Genomic DNA, 23,674 nt, shown 5'->3' with positions numbered 1-23,674 from the left:
TCGGGGCGGTCTACACCAGCAAGGACGGGCTGGCACCGGTGCTGGTCTGGGCGACCGCGGGGCTGATGGCGCTGCTGGCGATTTGGATTGCCACCAATGGTGACGGCACCAACGTGGCTTTCAACGGCATGTTCGTCGATGACGGCTTTGCCCGCTTTGCCAAAGTCGCAATCCTGCTGTCCGCCGCCGCTGTGCTGCTAATGAGTCAGGAGTATATGGCCCGTCGCGACCTGCTGCGGTTCGAATACCCTCTGCTGGTCGCACTGGCGGCTGTCGGCATGATGATGATGGTCAGTGCCGGGGACCTGATGTCGCTGTATATGGGGTTGGAGCTGCAATCCCTGTCGCTTTACGTTGTGGCCGCGCTGCGCCGCGATAGCGCGAAATCGACTGAGGCGGGCTTGAAGTACTTCGTGCTGGGCGCGCTTAGCTCGGGGCTGTTGTTGTACGGCGCGTCGCTGGTTTACGGCTTCACCGGCACCACGCTGTTCTCGGGCATTATCCAGACGGTGCATCACGACGATATCTCGGTCGGGTTGCTATTTGGTCTGGTCTTCCTGATCTCGGGTCTGGCCTTCAAGGTTTCCGCCGTTCCGTTCCACATGTGGACACCGGATGTGTACGAAGGCTCACCCACGCCGATCACCGCTTTCTTTGCCACCGCGCCGAAATTGGCGGCGATGGCGCTGTTCGCTCGCCTGCTGCATGACGCGTTCGGAGGGGTCGTGAAGGATTGGCAGCAGGTGATCGTGCTGCTTTCCGTCCTGTCGATGCTGCTGGGCGCGGTTGCGGCTATCGGGCAGCGGGACATCAAGCGGCTGATGGCGTTTTCGTCCATTGCCCATATGGGGTACGCGCTGATCGGTCTGGCCGCGGGGACGGAACTGGGCGTCAAGGCGATGCTGATGTATCTGGCGATCTATGTGACCATGAATATAGGCACCTTCGCCTTTATCCTGATGATGGAACGGGACGGCAAGCCCGTCACCGATATCGACGCGCTGCGGCAATATTCGAAACGTGATCCGGGCAAGGCGCTGGCCGTGCTGATCCTGATGTTCAGCCTTGCGGGTGTGCCGCCAATGCTGGGCTTTTTCGCCAAGTTCGGCGTCTGGCAGGCCGGTGTGGATGCGGGGCTGACCGGTCTGGTCATCGTCTCGGCGATCTCGTCGGTTATCGGTGCCTTCTATTACCTGCGGATCGTGTTCTACATGTATTTCGGGGCCGAGAACGAAGATCCGATCGAGACCCGATCCTCCCCCGTTCTGTGGGGTGCCCTGATGGGGTCGGCGGCGCTGATGCTGATCGGCGTGTTCTACCAGTTCGGGATCGAGGGCGCGGCGGCCGCTGCCGCGACAACGCTTGTCAACTGATCTTTGGTCAGTGCTAACCAGAGGGGCTCGGTCACTTGACCGGGCCTTTTTGAGATGAGCGATTGGCCGCAGGGATACGGCCTGCACGTTCTGCAAGAGGTCGACAGCACCCTGAACGAGGCCGCGCGGATCGCCCCCACGGCAGCGGGTCCGGTCTGGATCATGGCCCATCACCAGACCGCAGCACGCGGGCGGCGGGGTCGGGAGTGGAACAACCCCAAGGGCAATCTGGCCGCGACCTTGTTGATGCGCCCCGATGGTGACCCGGAACAGGCGGCGCTGCGCAGCTTTGTTGCCGCTCTGGCGCTGTTTGACGCCTGCGTCGCGGTTACGGGCCGTGCGGCGGGTTTGACGCTGAAATGGCCCAATGATGTACTGCTGAATGGCGGCAAGCTGGCCGGGATATTGCTGGAAAGCACCGGGCAGGGGCGCGGTGTTTCGCATCTGGCCATCGGCATCGGCGTCAACCTGTCCGAGGCCCCCGGCGCCGATATGGTCGAACCGGGCGCTGTGCGTCCCGTATCCCTGCTATCGGAGACCGGCGCGCTGGTCACACCGCAGGATTTCCTGACCGAACTCGCCGCCGCTTTTGCAAGGTATGAAACCCAGTTCACCACCTACGGGTTCGAACCGATCCGCACCGCCTGGCTGTCCCGCGCGGCCCGCCTGGGCGAGGTCATCACCGCCCGCACCGCAACGTCAGAAACCGTTGGCACGTTCGAGACGGTAGACGCGACCGGCAACCTTGTCCTAAACACCGCCAAGGGCCGCGTCAGCATACCGGCGGCGGATGTGTATTTCTGAAAGGGGCAGGGCATGCTTCTGGCGATTGATTGCGGCAATACCAATACCGTTTTCTCGATCTGGGACGGCGAACAATTCCTGTGCACCCTGCGCACCTCGACCCACCATTCGCGCACGGCGGATGCGTATTTCACATGGTATTCGACGCTGGTGAAACATTACGGGATCGAGGCGGACATCTCGGACGTGATCATCTCGTCCACCGTGCCGCGCGTGGTGTTCAACCTGCGGGTTTTTGCGGATCGGTTCTTTGGCTGCCGCCCGCTGGTTGTGGGCAAACCCGAATGCCTGCTGCCGGTCAATCCCCGCATTGACGAGGGCACGGTGCCCGGCCCGGACCGGCTGGCCAATGCCGCCGGGGCCTTTGACCGGCATGGTGGCAATGTTGTCGTGGTCGATTTCGGCACCGCCACCAATTTCGACGTTGTGGCAGCAGATGGGGCCTATGTGGGCGGCATCATCGCACCCGGCGTGAACCTGAGCCTTGAAGCCCTGCATCAAGGCGCCGCCGCCCTGCCGCATATCGATATCACCCGGCCCGAAAAGGTGATCGGTACGAATACGGTTGGCTGCATTCAATCCGGCGTGTATTGGGGCTATTCCGGTTTGATCGAAGGGCTGATTTCCCGCATCAAAGCGGAATACGGAATGCCGATGAAAGTCGTCGGAACCGGCGGTCTCGCCCCCCTGTTCGATCAGGCCGATGTGGGGTTCGACGCAATCGAGGATGATCTGACGATGCACGGGCTGACCGTGATCCATCGCTATAACAAGGATAACAGCTCGACATGAGCAATGAACGACTGATCTATCTGCCGCTGGGCGGGGCAGGTGAAATTGGCATGAACGCCTATGTCTATGGCTATGGCAAACCGGGGCAGGAGCGGCTGATCCTGGTCGATCTGGGCGTGGCGTTTCCGGACATGGATAGCTCACCCGGCGTCGATCTGATCTTCGCCGACATCACTTGGTTGAAGGAACGCGCCGACCAGCTTGAGGCGGTGTTTGTCACCCACGCGCATGAGGATCACGTGGGCGGCGTGGCACATTGCTACAGCGACCTTGGCGCGCCGGTCTATGCGCGCGCCTTCACCGCCAATATTGCCCGCCGCAAGATGGACGAACATGGCCACCCGATCGAGGCGGTGCGCACCGCCTCCGCTTGGCCCGAACAGATCAAGGTGGGGCCGTTTACGGTTGGGTTCCTGCCGGTGTCGCACTCGATCCCCGAAAGCGCCGGGCTGGTGATCGACACGCCTGCGGGCCGTGTCGTGCATACGGGCGATTTCAAGCTGGATGCAAACCCCGTGGTGGGCGAACCCTTTGATCCCGACCTGTGGGCCGAGGTTGCCAGACCGGGCGTCAAGGCGCTGGTTTGTGACAGCACCAATGTGTTCTCAACCCATGCCGGGCGTTCGGAATCCGAGGTGGGGCCTGAGATCACCAAACTGGTGCAGGATGCCTCGGGCATGGTGATCGCCACCACCTTTGCCTCAAACGTGGCGCGGGTGAAGACGCTGGCTGAGGCCGGGCAACGGGCGGGGCGCTCGGTCGTGTTGCTGGGCCGCGCCATGCGCCGGATGATCGAGGCTGCGACCGAGACCGGCATCCTGTCCGATTTCCCCAAGGTCATCAGCGCCGAAGAGGCCGCGGATGTGCCGCGTCAGAACCTGATGCTGATCGTCACCGGCAGTCAGGGTGAACGCCGTGCCGCCAGCGCGCAACTGGCACGCGGCAAGTATCGCGGGCTTGAGGCGAAAGAGGGCGATCTGTTCCTGTTCTCGTCGAAAACCATCCCGGGCAATGAACGCGGTGTGATTCGCATCATCAACCAGCTGAGCGAGAAGGGCGTCGATGTGGTCGATGACAGCTCGGGCCTCTATCACGTTTCGGGTCACGCCAACCGGCCCGATCTTGAGAAGGTGCATGCGCTGATCGACCCGCAGATGGTGGTCCCGATGCATGGCGAACACCGTCACCTGCGCGAACACGCGAAACTGGCCGAGGCGGGTGGACGCACCGGAATTCTGGCAGTGAACGGCACCATGCTGGACCTGACCGGCAACGCGCCCACCGTGGCGGAATATATCGAGACTGGACGGACCTATCTGGACGGCACCGTGCAGATCGGCGCGCTGGATGGCGTGGTGCGCGACCGTATCCGCATGGCGCTGAACGGGCATGTCACCGTGACGGTGATTCTGGACGAAGAGGACGAACCGCTGGGCGAGCCATGGTGTGACACGATGGGTCTGCCGGAACTGGGCAGTTCACGCGCCGCGATCATCGACGTGTTCGAGGAAGACCTGAACCAGTTCCTGATGCGCGCTGATGCCAAAACACTGCGCGACGATGACAAGCTGGAGGAAGGCTTGCGCCGGATCGTGCGCCAAACCGCCAAGGCCGAGCTGGGCAAAAAGCCCGAGGTCACCGTGGTGGTCAGCCGGATGCGATAGGGCGCTTACTGTGCTTTGCGTTTTATCTGAGGCACTTTCATCGGAATGCGCGTTCGACCGAAGGGAGAGGCAGCGTATTCCGATTCAAATCAAACGCAAAGCGTTAGTCGCTCTGCGGCATTGGGTAGCCCCGTAGCTGCAGGAAGAGGCTGGCTTCTTCGTTGTTGAGGAAGAAGGGAATGCTCTGCGGTGGCTCCACCTGCGTGGCGCGCGCGGCGATTTCGGCCAGAACGACCTCGGTGATGAAGGGCAGGTCGAAATTGCGGGCGTCGCGGATTTTGACCCATTGCAGATGCGACAGCTCGTCCGAGGCATGGGTGAAATCGTCCGGGTTGCCTTGCAGGGCATCCGCATCGACCAGAAAGAACCGCGCATCGAACCGGCGCGGGCGTCCGGGGGGCGTCACCGCGCGGAAGACGAATTGCAGCGCTTGCGCCGAGGGGACGAAGCCCATGGCGGCAAAGCTCTGCCAGTCGGCGGGCACCGGGGCCGACCATTGGCCGGGCTGGCCCAGGATCAGGCCGGTCTCCTCCCATAACTCGCGGATCGCGGCCACGGCCAAGGCATTTTCCAGACCGGGATTGGCCCGTTCGGACAGACGCTCGAAACAGATGTCGGGCAGGGGGGCGGCCAGCGAGATATCCGCGTCGGCGGCATCAACGGCACCGCCGGGAAAAACGAACTTGTTGGGCATGAAGGCCGCTGCCGCGCCGCGTTGACCCATCAGGATGGACGGGTCAGTGAACCGGTCCCGCAGTACGATCACCGTGGCCGCATTGCGGATCGCGGTCTTGTCCTGGCTCATGCGGATTTGCCGAACCCGTGCATGCGGCGCGCCCATTGATAGGCCACCACGACCCCTTTCAGCCGGGGCAGCAGATACAGCGACAACGCCACGCACCCGAGGGACAGGACAATCGCCATGGTCCACGGATCGGGCCGCCAATGCACGTATGAAACATGCAGTACCGGGGCCAGCAAGTGCCCGACAATCAGAATCGTCAGATAGGCCGGGCCGTCATCGGCGCGGTGATGAAACAGCTCTTGCCCGCATTGGTCGCAGGCATCGTTCACCTTGAGATAGCTGTGCAGCAGCTTGCCCTCGCCGCAATTGGGGCATTTGCAGCGGAACCCGCGGATGAGGGCAGGCCGCGTCGGGCGCTCTTCCTCTTCGGTGGTCGGGGCCAGGGTTTGATCTGTCATTTCGATACTCGCGCGTTTACCTCGGGCCGATATAGCGGGTGTGGGACCCATCCGAAAAGGGGGTGCGTCGCTTTGCGGCGGCTTGGTTGATCATATCAGATTTCACAGGGGTTTCCAAAGCGGGCCAAGAAAAATTGACTCGGGCGCGACGGAAACCCGGCGCTGCTGCGTTTCAGATATATCAACAGCGGCACTGGTCCGCATCATCAAGGGAATTCTGTAATGAAAACCGCATCTTTTATCTCGGCCATCGTTCTGACCGCGGTCGCTGTCACCGGCACATCGGTTCTGGCGCGCGGAGATCGGGATCGCCCGCTGCCAACCTTTCAGGAGCTTGACGTCGATGGCGATGGTCAGGTCACACAGGCCGAGGTTCAGGCCAGCCGTCAGGCGAAATTCACGTCGACCGACACGGATGGCGACGGCCAGCTGAGCCTTGAGGAAATGCAGGCGGCGGCACGGGCCAAAGCCGATGAACGTGTTGCGGCCAAGTTTGCGCAGCGTGATGTGAATAAGGACGGTTTCCTCAGCCAGGATGAATTGCCCAAACCGCGCAACGCGTCCAAGATGTTCGAACGGATTGATGCGGATGGGAACGGGTCGATCTCGGAACAGGAATATGCGGATGCAAAGGACAAGATGGGCCGCAAGCACAAGCGGCACGGTGGTTCGGACCACGACGACAACTGATGCAGGATGGAGGACCTGACCTCCGGCCCACCACTTGCGCGCGGTGACACGGATGCCGCGCGCAGGCTCAGCGACGCGGCGTTGCTGGGCCGCTTTGCCGATGGCGATGCCATGGCGGCCCGGCAGTTGACGGATCGGCTGGGGCCGCGCTGCTATTCGGTGGCGCTGCGGATGCTGGGCAACCGGGCCGAGGCCGAGGATATCACGCAAGAAGCGATGATGCGGTTGTGGCGGATAGCGCCGGATTGGGAAGCGGGGCATGCGCAGGTATCGACCTGGCTGTATCGGGTGACGCTGAACCTGTGCCGGGACTTGCGGCGCAGGAAGCGGCCCGACCCACTGGAGGACGGGATCGATCCTGCCGATAGCACCCCCAGCGTGGTGGACCGGATGCAGGATGCCGCCCGTCAGGACGCCCTGCAATCGGCATTGGATCAATTGCCGGAACGTCAGCGGCAGGCCGTGGTGCTTCGGCATATCGAGGAATTGCCCAACCCGCAGATTGCGGGGATCATGGAGGTGTCGGTCGAGGCGGTCGAAAGCCTGACGGCACGGGGGAAACGCGCATTGGCCGCAATCCTGGCCGAACGACGAGAAGAACTGGGGTATGAAAATGGCTGACCACGATCAGGAACTGGATCATCTGTTTGCCGCCGCCCGGCAGCACCGTCCGGCCTTGCCCGAGGTGCTGGCGGTGCGGATCGAAACGGATGCCGAGGCCGTGCGGCTGCAGCGTCTTGCACCCGTCCCAAGGGCCGCGCGCCCGATCTGGCGGCGGGCCTTTGACGGCATCGGAGGCTGGCGCGGCTTTGGTGGGCTTGCGGCGGCCAGTGCGGCGGGTGTCTGGATCGGCTTTTCTGCGCCTGCGTTCCTGCCCGATCCCGCCAATTACCTGCTGTCGCAGGAGACGGTCTATCTGGTCGCTGACCTGAGCCTGGACGTGGTTATTCTGGAGGAGACGGAATGAGCGACACCCCCAAACCCAAACGCAGGTGGATGCCGGTGCTGCTGGTGATTTCTCTGGCGGTGAACCTGCTGATTGTCGGTGTCGTCGCGGGCACCGTGCTGCGGTTCCGGGGCGATGACCGGGGCAGGGTTCCCCCGGGTTTCGGCCCCACGCTGTATCACGCCCTGCCCAAGGAAGACAGGAAGGCGCTGCGCGGGCAGCTGTCGGACATGCGCAGCAGGGGCTCGCATCGCCGGTCCGAGGATTTCAGCGCCCTGAGCGCCGCCTTGCGCACCGTGCCCTTCGATCCGGTCGCAGTCGAACTGCTGCTGGCACAGCAGGCGCAGGCAACAGCGGATCTGCAGACGGCCTTGCATCAGCAATGGCTGGCCCGCGTTACCGCGATGAGTGATCAGGAGCGCCAGGTCTATGCCGACCAACTGGAAGACACGGTTCGGCGTGGCCCGCACCGCAGGGGGCGGGACCACTAGGCTGCGCTCTGACGGATTTGCACCTGATTGCGGCCCGCCTGTTTCGCCGCATAAAGGGCCTGATCGGCGGCACGGATCAGTTGGCTGAGCGCGTCATCCTCCCCCTCGATGGCCAGTTCGGGCGGGTTGCACAGTTTCAGGCCGACGCTGATCGTGACGGGAATCAGCGCTTTGTGGTCGGGTAGCCGGAAAGGGGTGCGGCAGATGCAGTCGCAAATCACATCGGCCATCCGCAGCGCCTGTTTGCGTGTGCTGTCGGGCAGGCCGATCATAAATTCCTCACCCCCGATACGAGCCACGAAACCGGCGTCTGCCACAGTGGATTGCAGGCGTTTGGCGACCTCGGACAGGACCAGATCGCCACCGGCATGGCCGAACTGGTCATTGATCGCCTTGAAGTGATCAAGATCCGCCAGCATGACCGCGAATCCCTGCCCGGATTGCTGTGCCTGCCGGGTGATTTGATCCAATGCACGCATGGCATAGCGTCGGTTGTGCAGCCCGGTCAGCGGGTCGGTCAGCGATTCAACCAACCCTTCACGCACCTGAGCGCGCAGCCGGTCATCCTGCGTCTTGCGTGCGATCAGCGTATCCAGCCGCAATGACAGCTCATCGGTGTTAAAGTCGCCCAGACACACCGCATCCGCGCCGCGATCCAGCGCCCCGGCGGCAAGATCGGCGTTGTCGGATGATGTTACTCCAATCAGAACCGTATGCCGTGTGGCCCTGCGCGACCGAAGGTCAGCGAGTATGTTCAGCCCGGTTCCATCCGGGTCAATTTCGACCACAATCGCATCCGGGGTGACCCCCGACAGCACGCCGCGCAGGTTCTGCTGCATATGACAGGTTACGTCATGCCGGGTGTCCCGGGTCAGCGCATTGCGCCACTGCGCGCCAACAGGGGCGGTTCGAGTCAACAGCGCGATTTGGGCCGTTGGTGGCGGTGCGATCAGGGTCACGGCAGGTTCGGCAAAGCCCACCGATTGCGAATCGCCCCGGATGCGCATGTCCTGCCGGTCGGCGCGGGCGCGCAGCAGGCTGCGCACACGGGCCAGCAGCAACGTGTCCTTGAACGGATGCGCCAGCACGTCATCCATGCCATCCGCCAGCGCCTGCAACCGCGCCGCCTTGTCATTCTGCGGCACGATGGCGACGATCGGCACATCGGCCAGCGCGGGATCGGCCATCATCAGCCGTTTCACATCCGCTGCGGTGCCATCCGGCAGGCAATTGGCGGTCAGCACCAGATCGGGCCGTGTCCGCCGCAGCAGCGCCGCCAGACCGTCGGCTTTTTCGCCCTGTACGACCTGATACCATGCTGCGGTCAACTGGACCTTCAACATGATGCGGTTGGTTGAAACCCCGTCGAGGACAAGTATCGTTCCTTGCACGGACATAGCCATTCACCGTTCGATTGCATGCGTTGCCAAAGTGTTTATGACTCTGGTTAATAAACCCTTTCCAAACCCTGACCCGAGGCGCGTTTATGCCGATCTCAGCCGATTCAGCCGAAACTCTGGCCCTTAACGTCCTGCGCTGGCTGGTGGAAAATGACGAATTACTGCCGGTTTTCCTGGGCGCGACGGGGGCCTCGGCGCAGGACCTGCGCGACCGGGCGGGCGAGGCCGAGTTTCTGACCTCGGTCCTGGATTTTCTGGTGCTTGACGATTCGTGGGTGATCGCTTTTTGTGACGCCAATTCCGTGCCCTATGAGCAACCGGGTCAGGCCCGTGCGGTTCTGGCGGGTAATGCGGACATGCATTGGATCTAACCCTGCAGGAGCTTTCCCATGCCCATTGATGCGCTTGTGTTCGACAAGGACGGCACGCTTTTCGATTTCGCCGCAACCTGGAGCGCGTTCGGACGCGAAGCCGTCCTGCTGCTGGCCGACGGCGATGAGGCGCGCGCCGCTGAACTGGGGCAGATCATCGGTTTCGATCTGGCCTCGGAAAGCTACGCCCCCGACAGCGTGGTCATCGCCGGAACAGTGGATGAGATTGCCGAGGCGCTGGCGCCGCATCTTCCAAACCTGTCCCAGCCCCGGATCGTAGCCATTCTGAACGACGCCTCGGCTGACGCGCGGCAGGTGCCCGCCGTGCCGCTGGCCCCGTTTCTGGACACGCTGCGCAGCGCCGGGCTGCGGCTGGGGGTGGCGACGAATGATGCCGAAACCTCGGCGGTGCAGCATCTGGCCTCGGTCGGGATTGCGGATCATTTCGACTTTGTCGCGGGCTATGACAGCGGCCACGGGTTCAAGCCGGGGCCGGGGCAATTGCTGGCCTTTGCCCGGCATGTGGATGTGGACCCGTCGCGCATCGCCATGGTGGGCGACAGCCTGCATGATCTTGAGGCTGGACGCGCCGCAGGCATGGTCACCATCGGCGTGCTGACCGGCATGGCCCCGGCCGACGTGCTAAAGCCGCTGGCGGATGTGGTTCTGCCCGATATCGGGCATATCCCCGGCTGGTTGTCTGAACGTTAACGCCGCTCGCCGGGTAAATTCGCCGCTTCGTAATTGAAAAACGACAATACCTGTCGCAGACAGAGCGGCCATACGCGGTGCTTCGGGGCTTTTTAAGGCAAAAGCAGGACCCGGAGGACCAGATGGCCGACAGAAACACTTCCCGGCGACGCGGCGGTGGCCGCGCGGGGGCGGCGGCGCGGCGTGGCGCAAGCGTGATCGAACAGATGCCGTGGAATCCGCCGGTCAATATCGACCAGCCGACCGAACCGCTGCCGCCCGAAGGGATCGAGGCGATCCATGAAGGCGCGATGCGTATCCTCGAAGAGATCGGGATCGAATTCTACAACGAAGAGGCCATCGGCATCCTGCGCGAGGCAGGCTGCACCATCGACGGCGACAATGTCCGCATGGGCCGCGATTTTGTGATGGAGATGGTGGCCAAGGCCCCGTCGACCTTCACCATCACGCCGCGCAACCCTGATCGCACGATTACCGTTGGCGGCAACAACCTGCTGTTTGGCAACGTGTCCTCGCCGCCGAACTACTGGGATATGGAGATCGGCAAGAAGGTCCCCGGCAATCGCCGCATGTGTCAGGATCTGCTGAAGCTGACGCAGTATTTCAACTGCATCCACTTCGCGGGCGGCTATCCGGTCGAGCCTGTGGACCTGCATGCCAGCACCCGCCATCTGGATGTGCTCTATGACAAGTTGACGCTGACCGACAAGGCCATGCACGCCTATTCGCTGGGCAAAGAGCGGGTCGAGGACGTGATGGAGATGGTGCGGATCGCCAGCGGCCTCAGCCATGAAGAGTTCGAAGCGACGCCGCGGATGTATACCAACATCAACTCGACCTCGCCGCTGAAACATGACCATCCGATGATTGACGGTTGTCTGCGTTTGGCACGGCGCGGGCAGGCGATTGTGGTGACACCGTTCACGCTGGCCGGGGCGATGGCGCCGGTGACCATGTCCGGTGCGGTTGCCCAATCTCTGGCGGAATCGCTGTGCGCGATTGCGCTGTTCCAATATGTCCGGCCCGGCATTCCCTGCGTGATCGGGACCTTCACCTCGAATGTGGACATGAAATCGGGTGCGCCTGCCTTTGGGACGCCGGAATATATCCGCTCGACCCAGATGACCGGGCAGATGGCGCGGTTCTACAACCTGCCGATGCGGTCCTCGGGCGTGTGTGCGGCAAATGTTCCCGATGGTCAGTCGGTTTGGGAGACGTCGAATTCGATCTGGGCGGCGGTGCAGTCGCGCTCCAACATCGTCTATCATGCCGCCGGTTGGCTTGAGGGCGGTCTGATCGCCAGCCCGGAAAAGTTCATCATGGATTGCGAGGTTCTGCAGCAAATTCAACGCTATATGAACCCGGAACTGACCGCGACCGGCCCTGATGAGATTGCGCTGGACGCGATCCGGTCGGTGGGCAATGACGGTCATTTCTTCGGCATCCAACACACGCAGGACCGCTATTCCACCGCCTTCTACCAGCCCTTCCTGAGCGACTGGAAGAACTATGAGGGGTGGGAGGCCGCCGGAGGCATCTGGACCGCCGAACGCGCCCATCACATGTTCAAGGAAATCGTCGGCAGTTTCGAGGCCCCGCCCATCGATGACGGCATCCGCGACGAACTGGCAGATTTCGTCGCCCGCCGTAAGGCCGAGGGTGGAGCGCCGACGGATTTCTGAGGCACCGCTAAAGTTTCAAGGTGAAACTCGATAGGATTTGCAACATCCGGTTGTCGAAATTGGGTGTTTGTTAAGCTTTCTGGGATCAGATCGTGGGGTAAGCCAAACAGGGGCGATCCATGCACGGTCTGATCAACAGGGCGATACAATCCTTCGTCTGCGCCACATACGGGCGCCCCTGCTGGCTGCGCGCGACCCAGACCGTGGGGCTCGGGTTTTCGGAATTCGAGCCGATGCTGCTCTATGACGTCAACACGTCGGGGCGTATCTTGGATGCGCTCTGCGCGGATCTGAAACGTCCAAGGGCTGAATTTCTTGAGGATCTGGGGACTTACCTCGTCTCGCACCCCAATACCGAAGACCTGCGCCGCCTGCTGCGTTTCGGGGGCGTGACCTATATCGAATTCCTGCATTCGCTGGATGATCTGTCGGATCGGGTGCGGCTGGCGGTCTCGGACCTGAAACTGCCCGCGCTGGAGCTGACCGAAAACGCGCCGGGGGATTTCACGCTGCACTGTTTTCCTGGCCTTCCGGGGTATTCCAGTGTCATGACCGGGGTGTTGAGGGCGATGGCGGATGATTACGGCGCGCTGGTGATGCTGTCGCATGACGGCTGTCAGGGCGAGGTTGAGGTGATCTCGATCACCCTGGTGGAAAGCGCGTTTGCCGCCGGTCGCCGGTTCGAACTGGGGGCGCGCAAGCCATGATGAAGATCGGTGAACTTGCCTCATTGCTGGAAACCCTGTGCCCGATGTTCGTGCTGCTTGATGAGACGGGTCGGATACGGCAGGTGGGTCCGACGCTGCAAAAGCTGCGCCCGGATCAACCGATGGAAGGCACCGGGTTTCTGGAGCTGTTCGACTTGATCCGCCCCCGGGCGGTGACCACGTTCCCGGCGCTGATGGCCACGGCGGGCGGGAAGCTGCATTTGAAGTTCCGCGATGAACCGCGCACGGCGCTCAAGGGGCTGATTGCGCCTTTGCCCGGCTGTGGCGGTGCGGTGATCAACCTGTCCTTCGGCATCTCGATTCTGGACGCCGTGCGCGACTACGCCCTGACCAGCGCGGATTTCTCGGGCACCGATCTGGCCATCGAATTGCTGTATCTGGTCGAGGCCAAATCAGCCGCGATGGAGGCGTCGCGGTCGCTGAACCTGCGCCTGCAAGGCGCGATGCTGGCGGCGGAGGAGCAGGCCTATACCGACACGCTGACCGGGCTCAAGAATCGCCGGGCGATGGATCATATTCTGGGTCATCTGATCCAGACCAAGTCGCGGTTTTCGTTGATGAATCTGGATCTGGATTTCTTCAAGTCGGTCAATGACCGGCTGGGGCATGCGGCGGGTGACTACGTGTTGCAGCAGGCGGCGAAGATCATGCTGGAGGAAACCCGCGGCGACGATACTGTCGCGCGCGTGGGTGGGGATGAGTTTGTCATCATTTTCAAAGGTCTGCTGGATAGCGGCAAACTACGCAGTATTGCGGATCGATTGATTGACAAACTCGGCAAACCGATGTCCTTCGAAGGCGCGGCCTGTTCGATCTCGGCCAGTATCGGCACCGCCTTGTCGACGCAGTTTGACGCCCCAACGGCGGCGGGGATGTTGCACGCCGCCGACCTTGCGCTTTATGCGGCCAAAAGGGACGGGCGGTCATGCCACCGTCTGTATTGTGCGTTGTCTCATGCACAGCAGTGATCTTCAGTGAGGGTCTGCCCCCAAACTCTCGGTCAGCTTTGCTGCGATCTGGCGTTGAATTGCGGGCAATTCGCCGATCACCGGCAGGGTTGCCCCTTTGAATTCGGCGCGGGTCAGTTCGGTGGGCACGTCGTCCAGAACGTGACCACCGGTGCAGGCAAAAAACGGCAGGCAGAGCGCCTGTTCACCCAACCCCGACGCTGCCTGTGAAATCGATGGGTGCTGTTCCACAAACCCCACACGGATGGATCGGAACGGCAGCAGCAGCGCCAAAGCATCGGCAAATCCGGTGGCGACGCGCGCCGGGTTCTGGCTACGCCCCGAGCCATGGGCGGGGATGACCAGATCGGTCTCCTCAGCCACCCAGCCGCGATCCGCCATTGCCCCCTGCAACGCACCTGCGGCCAGCGCTGGCAGGTCAGGATCAATGCCCAGCGGGTCCAGTATCTGCACCTTTCGCGATCCAACGCGTTTCGGCAGGGCAGAGGTAACAAACCAGCCGCGCGCCATGAACAGGGGGTAGATCGCAGTGTCCTCGGGCAATCGGTCCAGGCAGGCCTCCAACGCGCCGGGCGCGGCCAGTGTCGCGGAATGGACCGAGACCTGCGGGCTCAGCGCATCGACCCGGGCAGCAAATTGCGCCAGATTGGCCTCGGCCGGGTCCGGGTCCGAGGGTTGGCCATGGGCGACGATGACGGCATGTGGCATAGCGGGCTCCGCGCGGGGTTTGCCGTGCAACATGTCGTCTTGCCGGGCAGAGTCAATGCCATCCGTCCGCTAGCCCAGCAGGGTCAGCCACATCCAGACCGTCACGATGGAAACCCCGGTGCCGATCAGAACGGAAGAGGCCGCCACCCGCTTGGCGCTGCCATACATATTGGCAAAGATAAAGGCGTTGAACCCCGGCGCCATCGCCGCCGTCACCACGCCGGACCGGAACAGGTCCTGCGGCAGGGCAAAGGTCGTGCCCAGCAGCCAGACAAGCGCCGGATGCAGCAACAGCGCGATGCAGCAGACAAACAGAATTGTGCGCAAATCGCCCTCGGGGCGGTATTTGACCAGAACGCCCCCCAGCGCGAACAGCGCCCCGGGCAGGGCCGCGCGGGTCACCAGTTCCAGCGCTTCGTCCACCACCGCCGGAATGACCAGCCCCGAAAGGTTCACGACAAATCCCAGCGCGATCCCCAGAATCAGCGCGTTTCGAAACATCGCCGACAACACCGCCCGGGCCATGCGTATGCCGCTGTGACCCCGGTTGCGGATGACCTCCATCACCGTGATGCCCAGACCGTAGCAAAAGGGCGAATGGATCGCGATGATGGCGTAGTTGCCTGTCAGGTTCTCTGGCCCATAGGCGCGCTCGGTGATTGGCAGGCCCAGCAACAGTGAGTTCGAGAACAGGCAGCAAAAGCCAATGGCGACGCTGTCCTCCCACGTGCGGCGAAAGATCAGGCGTGCGCCGAAGATCCCGGCGGTAAAGCACAGGCCCGCGCTGACATAAAAACTGATAAGAAGGCCGGGGTCGAAACTGGCGCTCAGGTCCAGATGTGAGATGGCAAGGAACAGCAGGCAGGGGATGGCGAAGGCCTGCGTGAAATGCATCAGCCCGTCGATATGGGTTTCCTTGAAATACCCCGCCCGGGTTGCGGCATACCCCGCCCCGAGTACCAGAAAAACCGGCAGAATGACGTCGATCAGGTTCTGCATGGGGGCACCGCCTCACCCGGTTGGGCGCCGTGGAGGGATATGTCGACCCCGCCCGGCAGCGCCTTACAACGCCTGCCGGATCACCATGCCATCATAGGCCGGGGTGATGTGATCGGGGGTTTCCGCAGCGACCGTGGCGTAGTCCAGATCGATATGCATGTTGGTCAGGATGGCCTGTTTCGGGCGCAACTGTTCGATCCAGCCCAGCGTCTTGTCCAGATGCGCATGGGTCGGGTGCGGCGTGCGGCGCAGGGCATCGATGACCAGCATGTCGAGATCAGCCAGATCCGCCCATGCCGCATCGTAAATATCTGAAACATCAGGCAAATAGGCCAGTCGCCCCATCCGGAACCCCAGCGCGTCGATCGCGCCGTGCTGCACCTTGATCGGATGAAACGGGATCGGGCCGCCGGGGCCGTCGATCTGAAACGGTCCGTCCAGTGCTTTCAGGTCCAGGATCGGCGGGTAAGGAGAGCCCTCGGGCTGTACAAAAGCATAACCGAACCGCCCAAGCAGTTGGTTCTGCGTGTCACCATCGGCCCAGACCGGGACGCGGGTTTTCATGTTGAAAACGATCATCCGCAGATCGTCGATCCCATTGGTGTGATCCGCATGGGCGTGGGTGTAGACAACGCCGTCCAACCGCCCGGTGCCCGTGCTCAGCAACTGGCTGCGCATATCGGGTGAGGTGTCGATCAGAACCGATGTGGTGCCCTCGGGCCCGTCGCGTTCCACCAGCATGGAACAGCGGCGGCGGGTGTTTTTCGGGTTTTCGGGATCACATTCCCCCCAATGCCCGCCCAGACGCGGCACGCCACCTGAGGAGCCGCAGCCCAGAATGGTACAGCGCAGTTCGGTCATGCAGCAGCCTTGTAGAGGGCGGCCTTGGTGAACAGCCGGTCGAAATTGGCCTGTGTTTGCGCGGCAAAGTCGGGGTAGTCCAGTCCGAACACCTCGGCCCCTTTTTGTGCGGTGTGGGCGGCAAAGGCGGGCTCGTTCCGTTTGCCGCGATGGGGCGGCGGGGCCAGATAGGGCGCGTCGGTTTCAACCAGAATGCGATCCACCGGGGCGCTGGCGAAGATGTCGCGCAGGTCCTGACTTTTGGGAAAGGCGGCGATGCCGGACATGGACAGGTAAAAGCCCAGATCAAGCGCCGCGCGGGCCAGTTCGGCCGACGAGGAAAAGCAGTGCATGACGCAGGAATAGGGTGCGTTGCGGTGTTCTTCGGCCAGAATGCGGGCCATGTCGTCATCGGCGGCGCGGGCGTGGATGATCAGCGGCAGGCCAGTGCGCTGGGCGGCCTCGATATGAATGCGCAGCGACTGTTTCTGAACCTCGGCGCTGTCGGCGGTATAGTGGTAGTCCAGACCGGTCTCGCCGATGCCCACGAATTTGGGGTGCTGCGACAGGGCGACCAGCTCGTCAACGGTGGCCATCGGCTCGTCCGCGGCGCTCATCGGGTGGGTGCCAGCGGCGTAGAAGATGGGCGCGTGCGCCTCGGCAATGGCGCGGATGCCGGGTTCGTTGCGCAGGCGGGTGCAGATGGTCACCATGCGGGTCACCCCGGCCTCAGCGGCTCGGGCGACGATCTGATCCAGCTGGCCGTCGAAATCCGGGAAGTCCAGATGGCAATGGCTGTCGGTGATTTCGGGGGTGGTGTTCATCTGCTCTGACCGGCGGTTTCCTGTATCTTGAACACCGTATCTAGGACCAGAGCGGCAGGGTCAAGGTTCACCGCCTGACCATGGCGTGCCCGGGCCGTGATCGTGGCCGCGACCTCGGCCCAGGCGCGCGCCTGTTGTGGCGTGGCCGAGAGGCGGGCGAGGGTTTCGGCCTCGTTCGGTGCGGCCTCGGGGCTGGGTGGCGCGCCGGTGGCGCCGGTCAGGGCCAGTCGGGACAGCGCCACGTCGATCAGGGTCAGCAGCAGTTCGAACTTATCCGCCGCGCCGCGCTGGGCAGCGGCTTCGGCCAGGGCCAGCGCGCGTTGCCGATCCATCCGGGGCAGGGTTCCGAGGATGGCGATAAATTCGGCATAAATCTCCAGCCCGCCCAGATTAATCAACCGCACTGCATCGCCCACGGATCCCGCCGCCAAAGCTGCCAGATGATCGGCTTGGTCGGGCAGGATCGCTCCGGCCTGCGCCAGCGCCGCCTGCATGTCGTCAGAGCTCAGCGGAGACAGGCGCAGCGTCCGGCAGCGCGACCGGATCGTCGGCAACAGGCGCGAGGGCTGGTGCGAGATCAGCAGCAGCGTCGTGCGTGCAGGCGGCTCCTCCAGCATTTTCAGCAAGGCGTTGGCGGCGCTGACATTCATCTCATCTGCTGCATCCACGATCACCACCCGACGCCCGCCATCGGCTGAGGACAGGCCGAAGAATTTGCCGAGCTTGCGGATGTCATCCACCACGATCTCATTCCGCAAGCGGCCTTGATCGTTCAGCGACCGTGTGATTGCCGCCAGACCGGGCTCGGCCCCGGCCAACATCCGGTGGGCCACGGGATGGTTCGGGTCGATGTCCAGTGTTTCGGGGGGCTGGGGTGCCCCGAACAGCCCGCCCTCATCCGCTGGAGGTGTCGCCAGCAGAAACCGCGCGATACGCCAGGCCAGTGTTGCCTTGCCAACACCGCGCGGGCCGGTCAGCAGCCAGCCGTGATGCAGGCGGTCTGAATTGAACGCGCTCAGAAACGCTTGTTCCGCCGCATCCTGTCCGACCAATGCGCGGGTTTCGCGCGGGTGGGGTGCGCCGGGGGCCTGATCCGGGGTCGGGGTGTCGTCACTCATGTATTGTCTATCGCAAGGCTGTGGTGACGATTTGTGTCACATCCTGCGCGACGCTGTCCATGTCCCGATTGCCATCGACCACGCGGAACCGGTCGGAAAACTCCTCGGCCAGCGCCAGAAACCCGGCACGCATGCGCTGTTGCAGCTCGGGGCCGAAATCTTCGAAGCGTTCCTCGGACCCCTGCCGCCCCTTGGCGCGGGACAGGCCGGTTTGCGGGTCCATGTCGATCAGCAGGGTCAGGTCGGGTTCGCGCCCGATCATCAGCGCGTGCAGCTGATCCACCAGCCCGCGCAGATCGCCGCGCGACAGGCCCTGATACATTCTTGTGCTGTCGGCAAAGCGGTCACAGATCACCACCTTGCCCGCAGCCAGGGCCGGTTTGATCGTGCGCTCCAGATGGTCGCGGCGGGCGGCGGTGAACAGCAAAATTTCGGTCTCGGCGGACCAGCGGTCCGGGTCGCCCTGCAGAACCAGATTGCGGATTTCCTCGGCCCCCGGTGAGCCTCCGGGTTCTCGCGTCAAAATGACCTGATGGCCCGCCGCACGCAGATGATCGGCCAGCAGCCGGGCCTGCGTGGATTTGCCGGAACCATCAATGCCTTCGAAGGTCAGAAACACCCCGGGCTGCGTCACATCGACTCCAGCGGGTTGCCGATGACGTCTTTCAGAACGATGCCGCCCACGGTCATCATGCGGACGACAAAGCCGCCCAGCGCCACATCCTGTGCCGCCACCAGCGGGCGGCGGATTTCCGGCAGACCTTCGGGCTTGATCACCAGTTCAGCCAGTTGCTGGCCCTTTTTCACCGGCGCGTTGATGGGGCCGTCATAGACCACCTCGGCCTGAATGTCCTTGTCGCCCAGCACCGGGAACAGCAGGGTCAGGTCCTCTTGCGGCACCAGACCAACGGTCTTTTCCGCACCCATCCAGATTTTGGCTTCGGCTATCGGGTCTTGCGCGTTGGCAACTGTCCTCTCGACAAAATTTCGAAACGACCAGTTAACCACGGCCTCAGCCTCCTCTGCGCGGTTGCCGGTGCTGTCGAGGCCGGAAAGCACGAAGATCACCCGCCGGTCGCCCTGCTTGGCCGATCCGACAAGGCCGTAGCCTGCCTCTTGCGTGTGGCCGGTTTTCAAACCGTCCGCGCCGATATCCAGTTTCAGCAGCGGGTTGCGGTTGCGCTTGTTTGACGGCGCGCGGCCATCGAATTCAAACTCTTCCTCGGCAAAAAGCGGATAGTATTCGGGAAAATCGGTGATCAGCCGGTCGGCCAGAACCGCCAGATCATGCACCGACATCATATGCCCGGCGGCGGGCCAGCCGTTGGAATTGGCAAAGTTCGAGTTGTTCATGCCCAGTTGCTGCGCCCGCTGGGTCATGTAACGGGCAAAACCTGCCTCGGTGCCGTCGGGGCTGAGCGCCTCGGCAATCACAACGCAGGCGTCGTTGCCGGACAGCACGATGATGCCACGCAGCAGGTCCTCGACCCGGACCCGGTCCTGCGTGTTCAGGAACATGGTCGAGCCGCCATAGCTCATCGCGTGCTCAGAGACGGGCAGGGTTTCGCCCAGCGTCAGCCGCCCGTCGCGCAGAGCCTCGAACGCCACGTACAGCGTCATGAGCTTCGACATCGAGGCTGGCGGCAGTGGCTGGTCAGCCTCTTTCGACAGCAGCACGGTGCCGGTTTTCTGGTCCATAACATAAGCCGCCCGCGCCGTGGTATCAAAGGCATGGGCGGGCAGGGCCAGCAGGGTCAGGCCAAGGGCCAGGGTGGTGGATCGCAACGCGGACAGCATCGGGGGCCTCCTGTGTTCTATCAGTTGCTGGCGGTGAAGGCGTCGGTAAAGCCGAGGTCCTTCACATCGGCCAGGATCGCCTTGCGTTCCGCCCGGGTTTGGGCCGGTCCGACCAGAACGCGCCAGATTGTCTTGCCTTCGGATTGCAGCGCCCGCACATCGGCCGTCATACCGTTGCGGCGGATTTTTTCTGCCGCACTATTGGCGTTGGCCTCGACGCTGAACGTGCCGGCCTGCACGAAGGGCTTGCTGAGCGCGGCTGTCGTTGTGCTGGCAACGGCTGCTGTGGTAGCTGCCGCAGGTTCGGCTGCATCAATGGCCGCAGCCGCCCCGGCAATCGGGTCCAGCGGCGTTTCGGTGATCTCGTTCTTGTCTTTCTTCTGCCACCACTTGCGTTTTTTCGGCTGCTCTGTGGGGGCGGTGACCTCGGGATCGGTCAGGGCAGCGGGTGCTGGGCTTTCGGTGGCTGCCTCGACCACATCCTCGGCCTCTTCGCTGGCCGAGGCCGTAACGGCTGCTCCTGCGGCAACGGCTCCGGCGGCGTTGGGGGCCGTATCTGTGGTGGTCTTCTTCTGCCACCATTTGCGCTTGACGGGCTTTTCTTCAGTCTCAACCTCAGGCACTTCAGCGGCTGCTGCAACATCAACGTCGGTTGCGGTTTCTTCGGGCGTTTCTTCGACCTCTTCCGTCGGGGCTTCCTCGACCGGGGGCGGCGCAATGTCTTCGCGCCGCAGGGCCACGACCTCGATCCGGGTCGGAGCGCCTGCCAGCATGCCCAACTGCGCCGCAGCGGCTGAGGAGACCTGCAGCGCCGGGCCGGACAGGCTCAACTCGCGCCGGAACAGGGCGCCGGTGACGGTCTTGTTGTTGGCGGTGTTCTTGATCCGCACCCGTTCGGGTTGCGAGACATCGGGATGGGCCACCCAGATGCCGCCCAGCGACGGTCGCCCGTCCCATAGCCCGGCTTCGACAACCTGAAACACCTCTGGTGCCTCGACATCCTTCTGATTGCCCGAGTTTGCCTGAGGAAACAGCTCGATCACGTCGCCGTTTTCCTCTGCCTCGGTCGTCTCTACCGCCGGAGATGCCAGCTGAAATCCTTCCTCGCACGCCGACAGGGCCGTCAGCAGGGCGGTCAGGGCAACAACCCGATACGGGCCAAAGCGTTTGCCAATCGCTTGCTTCATTTCGATATCCCTTGCCTGTACGGGCCTTTTTTGCCTGGCCCCACCGCCTGTCAGCCGGGTGTTTTTCCGGTCTCTTGCGGGTGTTCCCGCAGATCATAGCGTGGCCTTGTTATCATGGAAAGAGCGGCGCTGACCCTTCGGCAAGATTTCCCGCTTTATGACTTGCCTCTGATCGCGTCTGCGCATAGACCCTGCCCTCAAGCGGGGAGGTGGCAGAGTGGTCGAATGCGGCGGTCTTGAAAACCGTTGGGCGTGAGAGCGTCCCCAGGGTTCGAATCCCTGTCTCCCCGCCACTGGACTTGCGCGAATTGTCCAACCACCTTCCGATCAAAGCATTGAGCAATAGTCGCAACTGAGACCTGTTCCGGTCTGATTTCATGGCTCTACGACAGCATCCCGTACAATGATCGGTGATCTTCTGCAGTATTCCAGAGAGCAACGGGGATGTCGGCCCGGTTTGCGGCCACCCGGAAACTGCAATCCAACAGTGTCAAACACCCTGTGATCACCGGTTTTTGACGTGCCATTTTTTGCTTACCTATACGGCTGCGTCTAAGGGTTCGTTGCTTTTCCCCGGGGATTTGCGTATCCCTTCATGGTTGTTGAAAGTGTGTTCGGTTAAGATGTTCAAACTGGGTGTCCTGTTCTTTTATCTGGCATTGCCAGCCCTGCTGGTCATCGGGCCGGTCACCCGAAACGAAGGGCTCCGCTGGGCTCTGTCCATCGTTTTCCTGACAGTGTTCCTGTTCCGGGCCTTCGGGCCGATTTTTACCGGACGGATACCGCAGGTTGTTCTGGGGACGATACTGGTGCTGCTGAATGCGGCCCTGTCCGCATCGTTCATCCTGCAGGGCACACCGTTTAACGAGGCGTTTTTCGCCCATCTCGATGCCTCGACCGTCAGCATCGCCTGGAAGACGCAACCGCTGAGTGTGCTGGCATTTGCAGCCTATGTGATATCCGCGCCGCTGGTTTTGCTGTGGGCGGGGCTGAACCCAGTTGCACAAAAGCTGTCGCAGCTGATGCCGACAAGACGGATTTTTCTTTTGCAGCTGTGCAGTTTGTTGCTGTGCGTCGGCCTGAGCTTCCCGATTACGGCAATCGCCCAGCACTATCTGTATATTGGCAAAAGCTCGGAACGTCTGGACGCGACATTGGCCGAGTTGCGGCGGCAATCCTTGCCCGCCCAAATCCAGATGGCAGAGCGGAAGAACATCGTTCTGCTCTATCTCGAAAGTGTCGAGCAGACCTATTTTGATGAGACCCAGTTCTCCGGCCTGCTGCCGGGTCTGTCAAAGCTGCGCGAGGACGCCATAGCCTTCACGGATGTGGTGCAATACCCCGGGACAAGCTGGACAATCGGGGGTTTGGTATCCAGCCAGTGTGGTATCCCTCTGCTGACCCGGCAGGGCGGCAATGCCGTGCTGGAGAAGGTGGACAACCCGTTCCAGTCCTTTGACTGTCTGGCCGAGCTTCTCGGAGGCGCAGGCTACAACACCGCCTTTGTCGGTGGCGCATCGTTGGATTTCGCCGGTAAGGGCCGGTTTTTGCGCGACAACGGTTATCAGGTCGCCCTTGGGCTGGACGAATTGCCAACCTCATCCCGCCACAGCTGGGGCATGTTCGATGATGAGCTTTTCGGCCATGCGCGGCAATTGTTCGACGGTCTGTCGAAAGAACAAGCTCCCTTCCTGCTGACCTTGCTGACGCTGGATACCCACCATCCGATTGGCACGCCGTCCCCCAGTTGCACCCCCTATGCGGCGGATGCTTCGACCATGTTGAATGCGGTGCATTGTACGGATCAACTGGCCTGGAACTTTGTCGAGGCGATCCGCTCATCAGACGCCGCAGATGACACGGTTGTCGTCATCATGTCCGACCATCTGGTGATCTCGGGTGATGTGGTTTCCAGATTTGATGGGTTGGATCGGCGCATTACCTTCATGCTGCTTGATCCGGCACGCGATGCGGCGGTCCATTCCGGGCCTTCCAGCCATTTTGACGTGGGTCCGACGATTCTCGAAGCCGCCGGGATGCAGGGTGTGACATTCACCTTCGGGCAATCCCTGCTGGCGCACCCGCAAGGGTTTCTGGCTGATCGCAATCTGGGCGAGGACGACATGAAATCCTTCCATGTCGAATTGCTGGTTCAGGACCGTGCAGATGGCGGATGAGCCGGGCAGCATGTGCCGGGTCATCAATCTGTACCGAAACTAAGGAAAATGGCAGCCCGTAGGGGAATCGAACCCCTCTTTCCAGGTTGAAAACCTGGCGTCCTAACCGATAGACGAACGGGCCATTTGAAGCCGTTAGCAAGCACAAATGGCAGCCCGTAGGGGAATCGAACCCCTCTTTCCAGGTTGAAAACCTGGCGT

At 62.4% G+C, this 23,674-nt stretch carries 25 protein-coding genes and 2 tRNA genes; 15 read left to right on the top strand and 12 right to left on the bottom strand.

Translation table 11 applies throughout. From position 1 onward, the window contains the following. The 4 genes from nuoN to MPJ51_RS00120 all read left to right on the top strand — a co-directional run. Positions 1-1,373: NADH-quinone oxidoreductase subunit NuoN (gene nuoN, locus MPJ51_RS00135; protein ID WP_298380970.1), on the top strand; the 1,373-nt coding region annotated here is incomplete at its 5' end. Positions 1,374-1,427: 54 nt separating this feature from the next. Next, the gene (locus MPJ51_RS00130; RefSeq protein WP_298380969.1) at positions 1,428-2,177 is read left to right on the top strand and encodes a biotin--[acetyl-CoA-carboxylase] ligase; all 750 of its coding nucleotides are present in this window, start codon (positions 1,428-1,430) and stop codon (positions 2,175-2,177) included. Between the two features lie 12 nt (positions 2,178-2,189). Beyond that, positions 2,190-2,969 carry a type III pantothenate kinase gene (locus MPJ51_RS00125; RefSeq protein WP_298380968.1) on the top strand — a complete coding sequence of 260 codons (780 nt, stop codon included), beginning with the start codon at positions 2,190-2,192 and terminating at the stop codon, positions 2,967-2,969. Continuing rightward, entirely contained in the window at positions 2,966-4,633 is a 1,668-nt protein-coding gene (locus MPJ51_RS00120) for a ribonuclease J (protein ID WP_298380967.1), read from the top strand. The genes MPJ51_RS00125 and MPJ51_RS00120 overlap by 4 nt, the downstream gene beginning before the upstream one ends. A 103-nt stretch (positions 4,634-4,736) precedes the next feature. Here MPJ51_RS00120 and MPJ51_RS00115 read toward each other — a convergent pair whose 3' ends face one another. Together MPJ51_RS00115 and MPJ51_RS00110 are read right to left on the bottom strand one after the other, a co-directional pair. After that, positions 4,737-5,438 (bottom strand): NUDIX hydrolase, encoded by a 702-nt coding sequence (locus MPJ51_RS00115; protein ID WP_298380966.1) that lies wholly within the window; start codon positions 5,436-5,438, stop codon positions 4,737-4,739. Next, positions 5,435-5,836, bottom strand: coding sequence for a DUF983 domain-containing protein (locus MPJ51_RS00110; RefSeq protein WP_298380965.1), 402 nt, complete (start codon positions 5,834-5,836; stop codon positions 5,435-5,437). Before MPJ51_RS00110 ends, MPJ51_RS00115 begins: the two co-directional genes overlap by 4 nt. A gap of 222 nt (positions 5,837-6,058) precedes the next feature. Here MPJ51_RS00110 and MPJ51_RS00105 point away from each other — a divergent pair, with 222 nt between their 5' ends. The 4 genes from MPJ51_RS00105 to MPJ51_RS00090 are packed head-to-tail and all read left to right on the top strand — an operon-like array spanning position 6,059 to position 7,963. Beyond that, on the top strand, positions 6,059-6,526 hold the full coding sequence (locus MPJ51_RS00105; protein ID WP_298380964.1) for an EF-hand domain-containing protein: 468 nt from the start codon (positions 6,059-6,061) through the stop codon (positions 6,524-6,526). 6 nt (positions 6,527-6,532) lie between these two features. Beyond that, positions 6,533-7,147 (top strand): RNA polymerase sigma factor, encoded by a 615-nt coding sequence (locus MPJ51_RS00100; protein WP_298380963.1) that lies wholly within the window; start codon positions 6,533-6,535, stop codon positions 7,145-7,147. Continuing rightward, a complete protein-coding gene (locus tag MPJ51_RS00095) occupies positions 7,140-7,493 on the top strand; it encodes a hypothetical protein (RefSeq protein ID WP_298380962.1) in 354 nt (117 codons plus the stop codon). Before MPJ51_RS00100 ends, MPJ51_RS00095 begins: the two co-directional genes overlap by 8 nt. Continuing rightward, positions 7,490-7,963, top strand: coding sequence for a periplasmic heavy metal sensor (locus tag MPJ51_RS00090; protein WP_298380961.1), 474 nt, complete (start codon positions 7,490-7,492; stop codon positions 7,961-7,963). The genes MPJ51_RS00095 and MPJ51_RS00090 overlap by 4 nt, the downstream gene beginning before the upstream one ends. On the opposite strand, the gene MPJ51_RS00085 is transcribed toward MPJ51_RS00090, so the two are convergent. Then, positions 7,960-9,360: a diguanylate cyclase gene (locus MPJ51_RS00085; protein ID WP_298380960.1), complete on the bottom strand. Its 1,401-nt coding sequence runs from the start codon at positions 9,358-9,360 to the stop codon at positions 7,960-7,962. The two genes, MPJ51_RS00090 and MPJ51_RS00085, sit on opposite strands and share 4 nt — an antisense overlap. An 89-nt stretch (positions 9,361-9,449) precedes the next feature. On the opposite strand from MPJ51_RS00085, the gene MPJ51_RS00080 reads away from it, so the two are divergent. The 5 genes from MPJ51_RS00080 to MPJ51_RS00060 all read left to right on the top strand — a co-directional run bounded on the left by MPJ51_RS00080 (position 9,450) and on the right by MPJ51_RS00060 (position 13,823). Beyond that, positions 9,450-9,734: a DUF3572 domain-containing protein gene (locus tag MPJ51_RS00080; RefSeq protein WP_298380959.1), complete on the top strand. Its 285-nt coding sequence runs from the start codon at positions 9,450-9,452 to the stop codon at positions 9,732-9,734. Positions 9,735-9,752: 18 nt separating this feature from the next. Further along, a complete protein-coding gene (locus MPJ51_RS00075; RefSeq protein ID WP_298380958.1) occupies positions 9,753-10,445 on the top strand; it encodes an HAD family hydrolase in 693 nt (230 codons plus the stop codon). Between the two features lie 122 nt (positions 10,446-10,567). Further along, positions 10,568-12,127 carry a trimethylamine methyltransferase family protein gene (locus MPJ51_RS00070; protein WP_298380957.1) on the top strand — a complete coding sequence of 520 codons (1,560 nt, stop codon included), beginning with the start codon at positions 10,568-10,570 and terminating at the stop codon, positions 12,125-12,127. Between the two features lie 119 nt (positions 12,128-12,246). Further along, positions 12,247-12,834 (top strand): heme NO-binding domain-containing protein, encoded by a 588-nt coding sequence (locus MPJ51_RS00065; RefSeq protein ID WP_298380956.1) that lies wholly within the window; start codon positions 12,247-12,249, stop codon positions 12,832-12,834. Beyond that, the gene (locus MPJ51_RS00060; RefSeq protein ID WP_298380955.1) at positions 12,831-13,823 is read left to right on the top strand and encodes a GGDEF domain-containing protein; all 993 of its coding nucleotides are present in this window, start codon (positions 12,831-12,833) and stop codon (positions 13,821-13,823) included. Before MPJ51_RS00065 ends, MPJ51_RS00060 begins: the two co-directional genes overlap by 4 nt. 3 nt (positions 13,824-13,826) lie before the next feature. On the opposite strand, the gene MPJ51_RS00055 is transcribed toward MPJ51_RS00060, so the two are convergent. From MPJ51_RS00055 to MPJ51_RS00020, 8 genes are all read right to left on the bottom strand, one after another. Continuing rightward, complete coding sequence (locus MPJ51_RS00055) at positions 13,827-14,531, bottom strand: CbiX/SirB N-terminal domain-containing protein (RefSeq protein WP_298380954.1); 705 nt, start codon at positions 14,529-14,531, stop codon at positions 13,827-13,829. Between the two features lie 69 nt (positions 14,532-14,600). Continuing rightward, on the bottom strand, positions 14,601-15,530 hold the full coding sequence (locus tag MPJ51_RS00050; RefSeq protein WP_298380953.1) for an AEC family transporter: 930 nt from the start codon (positions 15,528-15,530) through the stop codon (positions 14,601-14,603). Positions 15,531-15,593: 63 nt separating this feature from the next. Continuing rightward, the gene (locus tag MPJ51_RS00045) at positions 15,594-16,391 is read right to left on the bottom strand and encodes an MBL fold metallo-hydrolase (RefSeq protein ID WP_298380952.1); all 798 of its coding nucleotides are present in this window, start codon (positions 16,389-16,391) and stop codon (positions 15,594-15,596) included. After that, positions 16,388-17,194, bottom strand: coding sequence for a TatD family hydrolase (locus MPJ51_RS00040; protein ID WP_298380951.1), 807 nt, complete (start codon positions 17,192-17,194; stop codon positions 16,388-16,390). The genes MPJ51_RS00045 and MPJ51_RS00040 overlap by 4 nt, the downstream gene beginning before the upstream one ends. After that, a complete protein-coding gene (locus tag MPJ51_RS00035; protein WP_298380950.1) occupies positions 17,191-18,312 on the bottom strand; it encodes a DNA polymerase III subunit delta' in 1,122 nt (373 codons plus the stop codon). The genes MPJ51_RS00040 and MPJ51_RS00035 overlap by 4 nt, the downstream gene beginning before the upstream one ends. 7 nt (positions 18,313-18,319) lie before the next feature. Beyond that, the gene (gene tmk / locus MPJ51_RS00030; protein WP_298380949.1) at positions 18,320-18,946 is read right to left on the bottom strand and encodes a dTMP kinase; all 627 of its coding nucleotides are present in this window, start codon (positions 18,944-18,946) and stop codon (positions 18,320-18,322) included. After that, positions 18,943-20,109 (bottom strand): D-alanyl-D-alanine carboxypeptidase family protein, encoded by a 1,167-nt coding sequence (locus tag MPJ51_RS00025; RefSeq protein ID WP_298380948.1) that lies wholly within the window; start codon positions 20,107-20,109, stop codon positions 18,943-18,945. The genes tmk and MPJ51_RS00025 overlap by 4 nt, the downstream gene beginning before the upstream one ends. A 20-nt stretch (positions 20,110-20,129) precedes the next feature. After that, the gene (locus tag MPJ51_RS00020) at positions 20,130-21,296 is read right to left on the bottom strand and encodes an SPOR domain-containing protein (RefSeq protein WP_298380947.1); all 1,167 of its coding nucleotides are present in this window, start codon (positions 21,294-21,296) and stop codon (positions 20,130-20,132) included. A 203-nt stretch (positions 21,297-21,499) separates the two neighbouring features. Between MPJ51_RS00020 and MPJ51_RS00015 the strand changes: the two genes are divergently transcribed. Both MPJ51_RS00015 and MPJ51_RS00010 read left to right on the top strand, forming a co-directional pair. After that, positions 21,500-21,589 (top strand) — tRNA-Ser (locus MPJ51_RS00015). 330 nt (positions 21,590-21,919) lie between these two features. Beyond that, the gene (locus tag MPJ51_RS00010) at positions 21,920-23,473 is read left to right on the top strand and encodes a sulfatase-like hydrolase/transferase (protein ID WP_298380946.1); all 1,554 of its coding nucleotides are present in this window, start codon (positions 21,920-21,922) and stop codon (positions 23,471-23,473) included. A gap of 49 nt (positions 23,474-23,522) precedes the next feature. Here the strand turns inward: MPJ51_RS00010 and MPJ51_RS00005 are convergent. Further along, a tRNA-Glu gene (locus MPJ51_RS00005) sits at positions 23,523-23,597 on the bottom strand. Positions 23,598-23,674: the final 77 nt, after the last annotated feature.

Source organism: Ruegeria sp. (assembly GCF_028066395.1).
Taxonomy (GTDB): Bacteria; Pseudomonadota; Alphaproteobacteria; order Rhodobacterales; family Rhodobacteraceae; genus Ruegeria.
The sequence above is the reverse complement of the archived record's forward strand: the minus strand, read 5'-3'. Positions and strand labels throughout refer to the sequence as shown.

What these genes read in the sequence shown, in the direction of transcription:
- MPJ51_RS00130 (WP_298380969.1), top strand. Translation starts at nt 1,428, where the DNA reads ATGAGCGATTGGCCGCAGGGATACGGCCTGCACGTTCTGCAAGAGGTC.
- MPJ51_RS00125 (WP_298380968.1), top strand. Translation starts at nt 2,190, where the DNA reads ATGCTTCTGGCGATTGATTGCGGCAATACCAATACCGTTTTCTCGATC.
- MPJ51_RS00120 (WP_298380967.1), top strand. Translation starts at nt 2,966, where the DNA reads ATGAGCAATGAACGACTGATCTATCTGCCGCTGGGCGGGGCAGGTGAA.
- MPJ51_RS00115 (WP_298380966.1), bottom strand. Translation starts at nt 5,438, where the DNA reads ATGAGCCAGGACAAGACCGCGATCCGCAATGCGGCCACGGTGATCGTA.
- MPJ51_RS00110 (WP_298380965.1), bottom strand. Translation starts at nt 5,836, where the DNA reads ATGACAGATCAAACCCTGGCCCCGACCACCGAAGAGGAAGAGCGCCCG.
- MPJ51_RS00105 (WP_298380964.1), top strand. Translation starts at nt 6,059, where the DNA reads ATGAAAACCGCATCTTTTATCTCGGCCATCGTTCTGACCGCGGTCGCT.
- MPJ51_RS00100 (WP_298380963.1), top strand. Translation starts at nt 6,533, where the DNA reads ATGGAGGACCTGACCTCCGGCCCACCACTTGCGCGCGGTGACACGGAT.
- MPJ51_RS00095 (WP_298380962.1), top strand. Translation starts at nt 7,140, where the DNA reads ATGGCTGACCACGATCAGGAACTGGATCATCTGTTTGCCGCCGCCCGG.
- MPJ51_RS00090 (WP_298380961.1), top strand. Translation starts at nt 7,490, where the DNA reads ATGAGCGACACCCCCAAACCCAAACGCAGGTGGATGCCGGTGCTGCTG.
- MPJ51_RS00085 (WP_298380960.1), bottom strand. Translation starts at nt 9,360, where the DNA reads ATGTCCGTGCAAGGAACGATACTTGTCCTCGACGGGGTTTCAACCAAC.
- MPJ51_RS00080 (WP_298380959.1), top strand. Translation starts at nt 9,450, where the DNA reads ATGCCGATCTCAGCCGATTCAGCCGAAACTCTGGCCCTTAACGTCCTG.
- MPJ51_RS00075 (WP_298380958.1), top strand. Translation starts at nt 9,753, where the DNA reads ATGCCCATTGATGCGCTTGTGTTCGACAAGGACGGCACGCTTTTCGAT.
- MPJ51_RS00070 (WP_298380957.1), top strand. Translation starts at nt 10,568, where the DNA reads ATGGCCGACAGAAACACTTCCCGGCGACGCGGCGGTGGCCGCGCGGGG.
- MPJ51_RS00065 (WP_298380956.1), top strand. Translation starts at nt 12,247, where the DNA reads ATGCACGGTCTGATCAACAGGGCGATACAATCCTTCGTCTGCGCCACA.
- MPJ51_RS00060 (WP_298380955.1), top strand. Translation starts at nt 12,831, where the DNA reads ATGATGAAGATCGGTGAACTTGCCTCATTGCTGGAAACCCTGTGCCCG.
- MPJ51_RS00055 (WP_298380954.1), bottom strand. Translation starts at nt 14,531, where the DNA reads ATGCCACATGCCGTCATCGTCGCCCATGGCCAACCCTCGGACCCGGAC.
- MPJ51_RS00050 (WP_298380953.1), bottom strand. Translation starts at nt 15,530, where the DNA reads ATGCAGAACCTGATCGACGTCATTCTGCCGGTTTTTCTGGTACTCGGG.
- MPJ51_RS00045 (WP_298380952.1), bottom strand. Translation starts at nt 16,391, where the DNA reads ATGACCGAACTGCGCTGTACCATTCTGGGCTGCGGCTCCTCAGGTGGC.
- MPJ51_RS00040 (WP_298380951.1), bottom strand. Translation starts at nt 17,194, where the DNA reads ATGAACACCACCCCCGAAATCACCGACAGCCATTGCCATCTGGACTTC.
- MPJ51_RS00035 (WP_298380950.1), bottom strand. Translation starts at nt 18,312, where the DNA reads ATGAGTGACGACACCCCGACCCCGGATCAGGCCCCCGGCGCACCCCAC.
- MPJ51_RS00025 (WP_298380948.1), bottom strand. Translation starts at nt 20,109, where the DNA reads ATGCTGTCCGCGTTGCGATCCACCACCCTGGCCCTTGGCCTGACCCTG.
- MPJ51_RS00020 (WP_298380947.1), bottom strand. Translation starts at nt 21,296, where the DNA reads ATGAAGCAAGCGATTGGCAAACGCTTTGGCCCGTATCGGGTTGTTGCC.
- MPJ51_RS00010 (WP_298380946.1), top strand. Translation starts at nt 21,920, where the DNA reads ATGTTCAAACTGGGTGTCCTGTTCTTTTATCTGGCATTGCCAGCCCTG.